This is a genomic window from Anderseniella sp. Alg231-50 (assembly GCF_900149695.1).
GTDB lineage: Bacteria > Pseudomonadota > Alphaproteobacteria > Rhizobiales > Aestuariivirgaceae > Anderseniella.
In genome coordinates this window covers 64,777-77,177 of record NZ_LT703005.1, presented here as the reverse complement: position 1 = coordinate 77,177, position 12,401 = coordinate 64,777, and the positions used below count along the sequence as shown (strand labels likewise).

13 protein-coding genes and 1 tRNA gene are annotated in these 12,401 nt (G+C 56.9%); 3 read left to right on the top strand and 11 right to left on the bottom strand.

Going from position 1 to position 12,401, the window contains the following annotated elements; genetic code table 11:
• Positions 1-15: 15 nt before the first annotated feature.
• Positions 16-807, top strand: a complete 792-nt coding sequence (locus DHN55_RS16585) for an AraC family transcriptional regulator (RefSeq protein ID WP_337660435.1) — start codon at positions 16-18, stop codon at positions 805-807.
• Positions 808-847: 40 nt separating this feature from the next.
• Here the strand turns inward: DHN55_RS16585 and DHN55_RS16580 are convergent, their stop codons facing one another.
• From DHN55_RS16580 to DHN55_RS16545, 8 genes are all read right to left on the bottom strand, one after another.
• On the bottom strand, positions 848-1,432 hold the full coding sequence (locus DHN55_RS16580; protein WP_108882634.1) for a dimethylsulfonioproprionate lyase family protein: 585 nt from the start codon (positions 1,430-1,432) through the stop codon (positions 848-850).
• A complete protein-coding gene (locus DHN55_RS16575; protein WP_108882633.1) occupies positions 1,432-2,229 on the bottom strand; it encodes an MBL fold metallo-hydrolase in 798 nt (265 codons plus the stop codon). Before DHN55_RS16575 ends, DHN55_RS16580 begins: the two co-directional genes overlap by 1 nt.
• A complete protein-coding gene (locus tag DHN55_RS16570) occupies positions 2,226-3,035 on the bottom strand; it encodes a TatD family hydrolase (protein WP_108882632.1) in 810 nt (269 codons plus the stop codon). Before DHN55_RS16570 ends, DHN55_RS16575 begins: the two co-directional genes overlap by 4 nt.
• Before the next feature lie 19 nt (positions 3,036-3,054).
• On the bottom strand, positions 3,055-4,605 hold the full coding sequence (metG, locus tag DHN55_RS16565; RefSeq protein ID WP_108882631.1) for a methionine--tRNA ligase: 1,551 nt from the start codon (positions 4,603-4,605) through the stop codon (positions 3,055-3,057).
• Positions 4,606-4,615: 10 nt separating this feature from the next.
• Positions 4,616-5,653, bottom strand: coding sequence for a DNA polymerase III subunit delta' (locus DHN55_RS16560; RefSeq protein WP_108882630.1), 1,038 nt, complete (start codon positions 5,651-5,653; stop codon positions 4,616-4,618).
• The gene (gene tmk / locus DHN55_RS16555; protein WP_108882629.1) at positions 5,653-6,285 is read right to left on the bottom strand and encodes a dTMP kinase; all 633 of its coding nucleotides are present in this window, start codon (positions 6,283-6,285) and stop codon (positions 5,653-5,655) included. The genes DHN55_RS16560 and tmk overlap by 1 nt, the downstream gene beginning before the upstream one ends.
• Before the next feature lie 15 nt (positions 6,286-6,300).
• The gene (locus DHN55_RS16550; RefSeq protein ID WP_108882628.1) at positions 6,301-7,494 is read right to left on the bottom strand and encodes a serine hydrolase; all 1,194 of its coding nucleotides are present in this window, start codon (positions 7,492-7,494) and stop codon (positions 6,301-6,303) included.
• Between the two features lie 90 nt (positions 7,495-7,584).
• Positions 7,585-8,538 (bottom strand): septal ring lytic transglycosylase RlpA family protein, encoded by a 954-nt coding sequence (locus DHN55_RS16545; protein ID WP_108882627.1) that lies wholly within the window; start codon positions 8,536-8,538, stop codon positions 7,585-7,587.
• 194 nt (positions 8,539-8,732) lie between these two features.
• Between DHN55_RS16545 and DHN55_RS16540 the strand changes: the two genes are divergently transcribed.
• Complete coding sequence (locus DHN55_RS16540; protein ID WP_108882626.1) at positions 8,733-10,088, top strand: MmgE/PrpD family protein; 1,356 nt, start codon at positions 8,733-8,735, stop codon at positions 10,086-10,088.
• Between the two features lie 37 nt (positions 10,089-10,125).
• On the opposite strand, the gene DHN55_RS16535 is transcribed toward DHN55_RS16540, so the two are convergent.
• Positions 10,126-11,049, bottom strand: coding sequence for a tetratricopeptide repeat protein (locus DHN55_RS16535; protein ID WP_108882625.1), 924 nt, complete (start codon positions 11,047-11,049; stop codon positions 10,126-10,128).
• Positions 11,050-11,141: 92 nt separating this feature from the next.
• Positions 11,142-11,570 (bottom strand): DUF2147 domain-containing protein, encoded by a 429-nt coding sequence (locus DHN55_RS16530; RefSeq protein WP_108882624.1) that lies wholly within the window; start codon positions 11,568-11,570, stop codon positions 11,142-11,144.
• Positions 11,571-11,770: 200 nt separating this feature from the next.
• Between DHN55_RS16530 and DHN55_RS16525 the strand changes: the two genes are divergently transcribed.
• A tRNA-Ser gene (locus tag DHN55_RS16525) sits at positions 11,771-11,858 on the top strand.
• Between the two features lie 328 nt (positions 11,859-12,186).
• On the opposite strand, the gene DHN55_RS16520 is transcribed toward DHN55_RS16525, so the two are convergent.
• A complete protein-coding gene (locus tag DHN55_RS16520) occupies positions 12,187-12,381 on the bottom strand; it encodes a hypothetical protein (protein ID WP_108882623.1) in 195 nt (64 codons plus the stop codon).
• Between the last annotated feature and the right edge of the window lie 20 nt (positions 12,382-12,401).

The following is a 12,401-nucleotide window of genomic DNA, read 5'->3' as shown; positions in this document are numbered from 1 at the left end:
GTATAGGAAGATCCGGTGAGTACCATTACCTCACGCAGCACCAATCCAGTTGACTACCAGAATCTGCCGCAGCCGATTGTGGTCATGGCAAAGAGCTTTTCCGATGGTTTTTCCATTCCGCCGCATCAGCACGAACGAGTTCAGCTGCTGTATGCCATAAACGGCGTGATGCGGCTGAGAACAAAACGGGACGCATGGGTGGTGCCGCCCGATGGTGCCGCTTACATACCCGCCGGTATTTCCCATTCAGTCAGCATGCACGGCGCTGTGGACATGCGTACATTGTATATTGATCCGCTGGCGATCAGGACGCGTCCGCAGAAATTGAGCGTCATGACTGTTCCCGGATTGCTGAAGGAACTGATCCTGGCACTGGGGGAAGAGCCGGTTGCATATGGTCCCGATAGTCGCGGCAGCCTGATTGCCAAATTGATCGAGCAGGAAATTGACCGGGCCCAGGCACTGTCACTGCATGTGCCCCTGCCCCGGGATATCAGGTTACAGAAGGTGTGCGCGGAACTTTTGGCTGATCCTTCAGACCGCAGAACACTGGATGGCTGGTCGGCCGTGTGCGGCGCCTCTGCTCGAACGCTGGCGCGGTTGTTTGAACGGGATCTGGGGATGAGTTTCATCCAATGGCGTCAGCGTGTGCGTTTTCAAAGTGCACTTGAAAGTCTGTCGCAGGGTGTACCAGTGTCCGTTGTCGCGAAGCTGCATGGCTACCGAAGTCCAAGCGCGTTCACGGCCGCCTTCGGCAAAGCCATGGGACAGGCACCGTCCAAAGTGGTGGCTCAAACAGAAAGCTGACTTGGTGTGTGGTTATCCGCGATGTTGAAGGACGCTTACGTCAGGCATCCACACCCACAACACGATAAGTGCTGTTCCGGATATCACCTTGCCAGAACCACATGGCCAGCAACGGATCCTGCAGCGTGGTCGTGGCGTGCGGCTGGTTTGATGCATGCTTGATGTGTGTACCTGGCGGCTGGGCGTTGAAACCTGCATCATCGACCTGCCACAACGCGGTGCCGCTGGCGATCAGATAATCTTCTACTGCCTCATGCCAGTGGCTTGGGTAAACAGTGTCGTGTTGCTGCAGGTAGAGACCAAATCTAATGTCGCTGATTGCGATCATGCCCGTTGGCCCGGCCAGCTCGACATACGCAAATCTGCCCTGAAAGGAAGCCGGCATTCTCATAGCACCCTGCATCCACGGTAAACGGTCGCCAATCCTTGACAGTTGTTGTTTCAGTTTCGGGAACACGGTCAGGGCCTCAACAGCCTGGTCATAGTCCTGTTTCAGGGAGGCCGGCACCTGGTCTTCCGGTGACAACAAACCATCAGGTGCTTCAATCGTGCCTATCAGTGCGGCAAGCTTCGGAACACCGGCTTGCGACCAGGCTTGGGCATATGCTCGTAAAAGAGCATTCATCAACCGATCTCCACGATCATTCCATCGTATGCGGGCACCACATTTGCAGGCAATTCGCTGCACAGTGCCTGGTAGTCCATATCGATGTGCATGTTGGTCAATATGGCGCGCTTGGGTTTGATGCGTTCAATCCATGCAAGTGCATCATCAAGACTGAAGTGACTTGGATGCGGCGTGCGCCTGAGTGCGTCAACGATCCATATGTCCAGGCCGTCCAGATATTGCAGCGAATGCTCCGGCACCTTGATGAGGTCCGGTGTGTAGGCAACGTCACCGACGCGGAAGCCCAGAGCGTCTATGTCACCATGGTTCACCTCAAACGGCATGGCGTTTATCTCGCCCGCTGCGCCAGTAGTGGACACCGGCGTCTCGGGTTGGATGCCGTTCATCTCGAGTATCGGCGGATAGGACGAGCCCGGCGGCGTGACGAAGCAATAACTGAACCTCGACATGAGCATGTCGGCGGTATTTCGTTCCGCCCACACGCTGACCCGTGACCTCATGTTGATTGCAACCTGGCGTAAATCATCGATGCCATGGGTGTGGTCGGCGTGTTCGTGGGTGAACCATACCCCGTCAAGTGCTGCCGCATCCGCGCTGTTGAGTTGGGAAACAAGGTCAGGCGTGGTGTCGACCAGGACGCGGGTGACGGCATCCCCTTCCCGCTTGTCCAGCAACACGGAACATCGCTTGCGGCGGTTTTTCGGTTCATCCGGGTCACACTGGCCCCAGTTGTTGCCGATGCGCGGAACGCCACCTGATGACCCGCAGCCCAGAATGGTCAATGTCAGGCTCATGCAGCAACTCCGAAAACTGCAGGCCGCGGGGCCTTGTCAAACAGACGGAAGAAGTTGTCCGACGTGATCCGGGCCATGTCCTCGACACTGATGCCTTTGACATCGGCCAGGTGCGCCAGGGTATGGGCAGTAAAGGCCGGTTCATTGCTCTGGCCGCGATGCGGCACCGGCGCCAGATATGGCGCATCGGTTTCCACAAGCATCTTGTCCAGCGGGCACAATCTGGCCGCGTCCCGGATTGCTTCCGCCGACTTGAATGTCAGGATGCCGGAGAATGAAAGATAACCTCCGAGAGCCAGACCGCGCTGCGCCAGTTCAACCCGGGATGAAAAGCAGTGCAGGAGCGGCTTGAAGGCCCCCTTCCCCATTTCATCCTCGAGGATTTCTGCGGTGTCAGCCTCCGCCGAACGCGAATGAATTACCAGCGGCAGGCCGGTCTCCCGCGCCGCGGCAATGTGGGTACGAAACCCCTGAGCCTGCGCCTCACGTGGCGAATTGTCATAGTGGTAATCCAGACCGGCTTCACCGATGCCGATGCACTTGGCATATCGTGCCAGCGCAATCAGTTGTTCTGCGGTCACGTCCGGTTCTTCCGCCGCATTGTGAGGGTGCGTGCCGACAGTGCAGAACACCTCTTCATGCGCATCCGCAATAGCACGAATGGCGTCAAAATTTTTGACCCTTGTGGAAATCGACACCATCATGTGAACACCGGCTTCGTGGGCGCGGGAGATCACACCGGTCAAGTCGTCATGCAGGACGTCGAAATCGAGATGGCAATGGCTGTCTACGATGGCGGGTTTCATGGCACGTCACGCTTCTTGTTCAGGCTTGTTCGTCTTCTACATAACGCGGAAACACGCCTTCCGGTTTCGGAAGTTCAGTATCGGACGGTAACCGGCCAGCCTCACCCAGATGCGCGAATTCTCTTGCATCATCCGGCACTACCAGCAGGTCGAGGAGTTTCGACGCCGATGCCGGCATGTAGGGCTGCGCAAGTATGGCAACCTGACGAATGACTTCTGCAGTCACGTACAGCACCGTCGCCATGCGCTCAGGGTCCGTTTTCTTCAGCGCCCATGGTTCCTGGCCGGCAAAATACCGGTTGGCATCGGCGACCACTTTCCAGATGGCGTCCAGTGACTTGTGCAGCGCCTGCACCTCGTGGTGTTCACGACACTGCGGCAGCAGCGCATCCACCGCTGCCAGAATTTCCTTGTCCTCTGTCGCCAGTTCGCCCGGAGACGGCATTTTGCCTTCGCAATTCTTGGCGATCATCGACAGGGAGCGCTGTGCCAGGTTGCCGAGGTCATTGGCAAGGTCGGCGTTCACCCGGTTCACAATGGCTTCATGACTGTAATTGCCGTCCTGGCCGAACGGCACTTCACGCATGAAGAAATACCGCACCTGGTCGACACCGTACTGGTCGATCATCGACTGCGGATCGACAACATTGCCGACCGATTTCGACATTTTCTCTCCGCGATTGAACAGGAAGCCGTGACCGAACACGCGCTTGGGCAGCGGCAGGCCGGCAGACATCAGGAATGCCGGCCAGTAGACGGCATGAAACCGCACAATGTCCTTGCCGATGACATGAACATCAGCCGGCCAGAACTTCGCCAGGTCCGGATCGTCGGTGAGATATCCGGTTGCCGTCATGTAGTTGGTCAATGCATCGACCCAGACATACATGATATGACCGGGCGCATCCGGCACCGGAATGCCCCAGTCGAATGTCGTGCGCGAAACCGAAAGGTCTTTCAGGCCACCGCTGACGAAACTTACAACCTCGTTGCGGCGCTCGGACGGACCTATGTATTCCGGGTGCTCGTTATAGAGCTGCAGCAGCTTGTCCTGGTAGGCAGACAGTTTGAAAAAATAACTTTCTTCTTCCACCCATTCAACGGGCGTACCGGTCTTGATGGCAAACTTGCCGCCGTCGCGGTCCTCAAGTTCATCTTCGCCGTAGAACGCTTCGTCGCGGACTGAATACCAGCCGGCATACTTGTCCAGATAGATGTCGCCGGCGGCTTTCATCTTTTTCCAGATGGTCTGGACGGCCTCGTAGTGGCGCGGCTCGGACGTGCGGATGAAGTCGTCGTTGGAGCAGTTCAGAGCCTTGACCATGGCCTCGAACTTGGGCGCCATTTCATCGACGAATTCAGCTGCGGTACGATCCTGCTTCTGGGCGGTTTGCTGGATTTTCTGACCGTGTTCATCGGTGCCGGTAACGAAAAGAACATCATATCCATCCAGCCGCTTGAAACGCGCCATGGCATCGGTCGCCAATGCTTCATAGGCGTGGCCAATATGCGGCGCACCATTGGGATAGGAAATCGCCGTGGTGATGTAAAATGTAGGCTTTTCGGTCATCTGGAAATCTTCATGCCTTGCGGGCTTGCTCGATAAGGTCAAACGCCTGCAGCATTGTCAGGCGCCGGTCGAGGTTTAGGGCATTTGTTTCGCGAATGGAATGCCCGATTGTCTGATGACAATCTGCAAGTGCCTGGCCCTGTCCGATGGTCGCCGATGCCCTGATGGCAGTAGCGGCGGCAGAGGTAATCCAGTCGTCAAGCAGTGAGCAGAATACATTGAACCGATCATCAGTCCCCCGGCCGTGCAAGGAATTGGCGATGGCCATTCGGGTTTTCACGTCCAGGCGACCCGATTCTGCCGCTTTGGCGAACCGGTCGAAGATCGCACCGGCACCGGTTTCGGCCAGAGCCAGGGCGAGACCGGGCCTGCCATTGGCAGTTCCAACGTGCACAATTGCCGGCTTGCCCAACCCGTCCGGCAGCTGTTCAAGCGCGGCTGCAGTGTCTTCCGGAGACAATGGATGCAGCGGCAGTTCGATGCACCGGGAGCGGATCGTCGGCAACAACCTGCCGGGCTCGTGACATAGCAGGATGAACAGGCTTCGCTCCGGTGGTTCTTCGAGGGTCTTCAGTATTGAGTTGGCTGCAGCCGTGTTCATTTCATCGGCGACATCAACAATGGCAATTCGCCAACCGCCCGCACCGGCGGTCTTGCCGAAAAAATCCGCTGCCTTCCTGCTGGCATCCACCGTTATTCCGGCCTTGAGTTTCCCCTTGTCGACGTCTCGCTGCAGGACCAGCAGGTCGGGATGGGACCGTGCCGATACCTGTGCCGTGACAATGTCATCGTCTGGCACCGACAATGTATCTGAAGGCGCGGTTTCATGATCTCGATAGCGCAGGAGATAGCGCGCAAGACGGTAGGCCAACGTGGCCTTGCCAATGCCCTGCGGTCCTGTAATCAACCAGCCATGATGAAACCGGCCTGAGTGATAGGCCTCCAGCAGATGCTTCTCGGCTGCACGGTGGCCGATGAGATGCTGAGCATGGCGGGGATGCAGTACCGTTTCGCGCGGGTCGGTTTGTTCGTCGTCCTTGGCAGCCATTAACCTGTGTCCCCAAGATGAGGCACTACGGCCTGCCAGACCGACGCTGCAACCATGTCAACAGAACCGGACGCATCGATGATGCTGCATCTGTCTGAAAACTTGCCGGCCACAGCCAGATAGCCGTCCCGCAGCCGGTTGTGGAAATCCAGGCCCTTGCGCTCAAAGCGGTCGTCGCCACCGCGCAATCCGGCCCTTTCGAGGCCAATGCCTGGATCGAGGTCAAACACCAGGGTGAGGTTCGGCTGCACATGGCCTACAATTTTCCGATCCAGTTGTTCGATAAGATTATGGTCGCCGTCGCCTGCATAGCCCTGGTACGCACGGGTCGAGTCGGCAAAACGGTCGCAGATGACGATTGCGCCATTCTCCAGTGCAGGGACAATGGTCTGGTGCAAATGGCTTTCGCGCGCCGCGTAGTTGAGCAGGATTTCCGCGGTTACGCTCCACCTGCCGGTCTCACCGCTGACCAGCAATTGCCGTATCGCGTCTGCGTCCGGTGATCCACCCGGCTCACGGGTTTCCACCACCTGGTGTCCGGATTCGCGCAACCGGTCAGCGAGCAACGCAGTCTGCGTACTCTTGCCGGTGCCCTCGCCGCCCTCGAATGTAATGAACAATGCCCGTTTCATGTGGGCCTTAAACTATCAACCACCGAGTGCCATGAAAAGCGCTGAATCGAGAGCCTTTTTCCATATGCTGTCGGTTGCCGGAACGCTGTTCTTGGTGTGAACGGGAGCCTTGTACACCAGCTTGCCGTCGCTGAGGATACGCACGACACCAATCGCGGTGCCGCCCTTGATCGGCGCCTTCAAGGGGCCGGAATAAACAAGTTGCACTTCCGCGGTCGCCTGTTCCTCTTCCGACAGCAGTGTCAGAATGTCCTTTTTGGTGACCAGCTTCACAGAGGGGGCTTCGCCGCCCCAGACACGGGCCTGTCCTACGGTATCGCCTGCCGAAAACAGCCGGACAGCACGAAATTTCCTGAATCCGAAATCGAGTAGCCTTTCGGCTTCCTGGGCACGGTCGCGCCTGGATTTCATGCCGCCGACCACAACGACAAGGCGCCTGCCTTCACGTTCGGCGGATCCGATCATGCCATAACCGGACTGCCTGATGTATCCGGTCTTCACCCCGTCGGCGCCGCGATACTTGCCCAGCAGCGGGTTGCGGTTTTGTTGCGTGATGTTGTTCCAGGTGAATTCGCGTATGCCGTAGTACTTGTAGTAATCCGGAAACACTTCGATGATGTACCGGGTCAGGCTGGCCAGTTCACGCATCGTGGTCAAATGACCTTCCGCGGGCAGGCCCGTGGCGTTCTTGAAGGTGGATTTCGGCAGTCCAAGTTCGCGCGCGCGCCTGGTCATGTCATCGGCGAAACCGTCTTCGGTGCCTCCGATGGCTTGTGCAATTGCAATCGCAGCGTCGTTGCCGGAGTGGATCACGACTCCCTTGATCAGATTCTCCAACGAAACTTTCGAACCCACTTCGGCGTACATTGTGGAGCTTCTGGACGGTGCCCCGCCCCGGCGCCAGGCGTCTTCGGTGATGGTGAATTCATCGGTTAGTTTCAAACGACCCTGTTTGAGCCGCTCGAACACCATGATCATGGTCATGATCTTGCTCATGCTGGCCGGTGGCACCAGCTCGTCGGCGTTTTTCTCAAACAGAACCTTGCCGGACCGGCTGTCCATGACAATGGCATAGTCGGCGATGGTCTCGAATTCCTGGGCTGCTGCTGTTTTCCATGGCAACGCAACCAGCAGCGTTATGGCAATCACTGCACAGGCCAGGAAGTGCCGGGCCTGTGCGTTGGTGTTGTACCTTGCTGTTTCTAGCATGGCGACCGCCGTTGTTTGAGTTGATGGATTCGCTTCACATTACGCATCCGCATGCGCGCAATCAACAGGCCGGTTCGAATTGTAGATCAATCAGTTGACAGCGGAATTCACAACAGCGTCATGATGACCGCGCGCACGTACCTGCTCCAGGGCAGACTGCGCGGTTGCATGATTGTCTAGTGGTCCGACCCGGACCCGGTACAAGGGGCCGAAAGAGCCATTGGCAGGCTTGATCTGGACGCTGCCCAGATCGGCCAGTGATTCCTTGGTGCGTTGCGCGTTTCCGGGATCGGCGAATGCTGCTACCTGAATGTAATATCCACCTGTGCCGGCGCTTGCAGGCGCGGCAGCATTAGCGGCATTGTATGACGACTGGTTATCACCGTAGCGACCGTCACGCAGATCGGCGCTGGCGATCATCTCGTTCAACGGCGTGCGTCGCTTGAGTTCCTGGTTCATTGCAGCAAGGTGGCCATAGGTTGGATCTTTCAGGGGAGCCGGGCCGATATACTGTACGTGGGCCTTGGTCTTGCCCCTGCCCCGGAACCCGAGCAGGTCAGCTGAACGCTTGGACATGTCAATGATCCGGTCGTTCACGAACGGACCGCGGTCGTTGACCCGCACAATGACTTCGCGGCCATTTTCAAGGTTTGTGACCTTGGCATAACTCGGCAGTTCCATGGTTGTGTGGGCAGCAGTCATCTGCTCCATATCGAACCATTCGCCATTTGAAGTCATGCGCCTGTTGAATTTTGGACCGTACCACGACGCGACACCCGTCTTGGAATAGTTTGGTTCATGCTTCGGGTGGAACCAGATGTCTGCAACCTGATAGGACTTGCCGACATGACGCCTGCCGCCGCCTTTGGGCATCGGTCCCTTGGCATCATCCCATATGGGTGACCCGACACCGGCAAACGGGTCTTTTTTCGAGGATCCCGAGCATCCTGCGAGCGCGACGGCTACAGCGCACATAACCCCTGCCCCAATGAAATAAAACCGATTGCTCCGGCGGGTTGGCAGCCGCAAATTCTGATCTGTCATGATCACAGTGTTCCCAATTTCAAGTGCCGTACTTTGGCCCGCGATCCCCCGACGGGTTTCGCAAAATGTTTAACGAGCTTGCACCAATGACGGTAAAGGCGAGGTTCAGAAACACGGTTAACAGATACTTGACGGCAACACCTGCCTTACGTTCCCGCTTTCCTGCGGCAGACAGGCAATCTATAGTCCGTCGCATGAACCAGATGCCCTCTCCGGTCGAACTGACCACTTCGCTGACAACGCAATTGAGCGCTGCAATCATGGCGCGTCCCGTATCGAACGACGATCTCACGGCAGCTGCACTGTTCACGCTCGATGCGGTTGCCAACATTGTTGCAGGTCGAAATTCGGTACAGGGGCGCAAGCTTCTGGCCTGGCAAAACTCGATGTCCAATGGCGCCGGGCATCCAGTTGACCGGGCAAGGTTGTCGTTCCTGTACGGTAGTTTGTGCCACATACTTGAAGTCGATGATCTGCACCGGGCGTCTGTGGTACATCCCGGTTGCATAGTCGTTCCCGCCGTGTTCGCAATGGGCGCCGGTTCAAACGGCAAAGCCGCCCTGACGGCCATCCTGCGAGGCTTTGAAGCCTGTTGCAGGGTCGGCATGAGCGTTGGCCCGGAACACTACAAGATCTGGCACAACACCGCGACCTGCGGGCCGTTCGGGTCTGCCATGGCAGTTGCCAGCCTGTTGGAGCTTGATGCTGCGGCATGCGTGAATGCGCTTGGCAATGCCGGATCGCAATCAGCGGGGTTATGGCAATTTCTCGACACAGGTGCTGAAACCAAGCATCTGCATGCCGGACGCGGCGCCGAGGCCGGCCTTGTTGCAGCAACCCTTGCTGAACACGGCTTCACCGGCGCCCCGGAAATCCTTGAAGGTGAGCGCGGGTTTTACCGGGCAACTTGCCCCAACCCCGATGAAACGCTGCTTTTGCCGGCCGACAGTGATCCATGGCAACTGCATCAGACCTCAATCAAGCCCTGGCCGTCATGCCGGCACACCCATCCTGCCATTGAATGCGGGTTGACCCTTCATCGGCAATTGCCGGACGGCATACCCATCCGTGCTGTCCGGGTTTTTGCCTATCAGGCAGCACTTGACCTGTGTGACCGGGTGGAAGCCGACACAGCCTATGCGGGCAAGTTCTCCCTGCAGCACTGCGTGGCAACCGCGTTGCTTGAAGGCGCCGTGTTATTCGAGAATTTTGAAGCTGAGGCACGTGGCGAAGCCCGTGATCTGCGCTCCCGAACCACAGTATCGGTCGTTGACCAGTTTCAGTCCGCCTATCCGCGCCATTGGGGCAGCCGGATAGAGGTTGAACTGGAAGACGGGTCGATGATCTCGCACGAGGTGACTGATGCACGCGGCGACCCGGAACTGCCGTTGTCACACAACGACATGGTGGCGAAGGCGCGTGGTTTGCTGGTTCATGGCCGGCACCCGGACCCGGATGATCTGATAGACTGCATCCTGGCGATGCCGCAGTCAGCTGACGTACCTGACCTGTCAGGCCTGATGGCGGACCGTCAAAATGGCACCCAGTGAATCTTTCCGCGGCGTCTTCTACTGGCCGGCACCAGATTCAATTGGTCGATGATCCGCCGAGAATCTGGGTTTCAGCCGGCGCCGGGTCCGCATCCGGGTCAGGTGTATCACTTGCCTGAGGTGCGGCATCAGTTGACGGGGTTGTCGTGTCCTGATTTTCCTGCTCGGCGGCTTCCGCCTTGGCCGCAACTTCGAGAACGGCCCTGAGGCGCACCATGTTGCTGGCACCGTGGATGTTTCCTGCAGTGGCAGATCTTTGATAGAGCTGGAGGGCTCTGGCGGTGTCCTTCACGGTTCCCCAGCCCATCTCATACATGCCGCCAAGGTTGTTCTGGCCCCAGGAGTTGCCTGACTTCGATGTATCGCTGAACAAGCGGAAAGCGGTTTGCAGATCGCGGTCGACACCTTTGCCCTGAAGGTACATTAGGCCAAGATTGTTCTTGGACGCGACATGCCCGAGATCGGCTGCTTTTTCATAGAACCCGATAGCCTTGATTTCCGCCTTCTTGACACCCTTGCCGTAGTGGTAGGCGTCGGCGGCCCAATATGCTGCTTCGACGTGTCCCTTGTCGGCGGCGCTGGCATACAGGGTCACGGCATTTTTCTCGTTGGCCTTGAGACCCTTGGCCCCTTCGCGCAACAGATTTGCCAACAGGAATTGCGCTTCCGCATTGCCCTTTTTTGATGCTTTGGTCAGCCACCTGGCTGCGTCTACAGGACGTACTGGCGTGTTGTTGTCACCGGACAGGTAGTCCTTGGCCAGTGAAATTTGAATGTCGATGTCGCCCTCGGCGGCCAATTTGAGCTTTTCCTCAAACGTCGGCGGCGTATCTACTGCGTCCTGAGGGGTTTCTATGACGGTATTATCATCACTGGTTTGCGCCCATGACACCGTCGACACCATGCCGGACAGGATTATCGCACCGGCTGCAATTGCGAATTTCGTGATTACTTTCATCATTCTCCCCAAAGCCCCCCTAAAGACATCGCCTTATTACATGCCTGCCTTGAGCTTGGCCAGCCCTGCAGTGGCCCGACCGGTTAGTCAGACGGTTATTGAACCCGTGTCCAGATCTGCGAACCGCACAGGATGACCGCAAAACAGCCTTCGACTTCCATAGTGGTGCGTTGCGGTTTCAGATAAAGGTCATAGATCTTGCCGTCTTCGGCATTGTAAACCAGCCCCTTGAGCTGGGTTTCATCCTCCGGCTGCACGTTGCTGATGATCGTCAGCCCAAGCAATGGCCTGCCTCTTTGCGCTGCGTCGGGGTTGTTGATATCTGTTTTGGGCTGGCCGTTTTCGTTGTTGGGTTCCTTGAGCCAGACAACCCGGCCGCACAGAGAACCGCCGCACCTTGCTATTTCTATATTGGATTTGCCGTCTTCATCCGCCCATATGCCCAATGCACTGTGTGCCGTTTGCGCAACTGCAGCCTGAACGCCAGATGCGAACAATATCAAACCGAACCATATTTTTTTCATTATCGTACCAGCGCCGCTTATAATGCTTATTGTTCAGTCCACTACGATTGATCTGTGGCCACAGTAGGACAATTGTGGTGAACGGATTATGAAAACGACTGTAGGTTGGTTTTAATTCACGCAATGGTCTTGCACAGCGGCACCTGGCCGATTAAACCCTTTTTCTGACATTGGACATTATCCATCCATCATCTCATTGCGGAGGGGTGGCAGAGTGGTCGAATGCGGCGGTCTTGAAAACCGTTGGGCTTCACGGTCCCGGGGGTTCGAATCCCTCCCCCTCCGCCAGATTATTTTATTCAAACGACTGATATAGAACAGCAAAGTCTGTCGCGCTCTGTTCAAGCAACACCCTGTGTTCCTATAGTTTTCCACTGAGCGCGTTCAGGCGAAGTCTGGTTTCGTCAATGACGCAGGCACGTGTGTGACAAGCTCTGGACATATTGTTGCGATGCGACCTGGTTGACCGAATTACATGCCCGGATTGAACGATGGGTTTGTAGCCGCAGTATTTCCGGCGACTGCCGGGTTGAAAGCTCCGAGATACAGTGACGAACCAAGCAGCGCGACGACGGCGACAAAGAGTGGGAGCCGAATGCAGTCATTCTCCGCAGCGTCAACGGCGATCGTTGTGGATTTCGTTATCGTCGTCACATATTCCTGTGAAACTGAAAACGATAAACAGCACAATCGAGCCGATAATCAGTTTATAGGGCCAGGCAAGCTGGAACAGGTCAAGCGCAATGATCATCACGCCAACTGCGGTGATGCTGCGAAGTATGGCCTGCAGGTGTTGCTTCAGTAAATTCATGTCCCGATCACAAACACAAT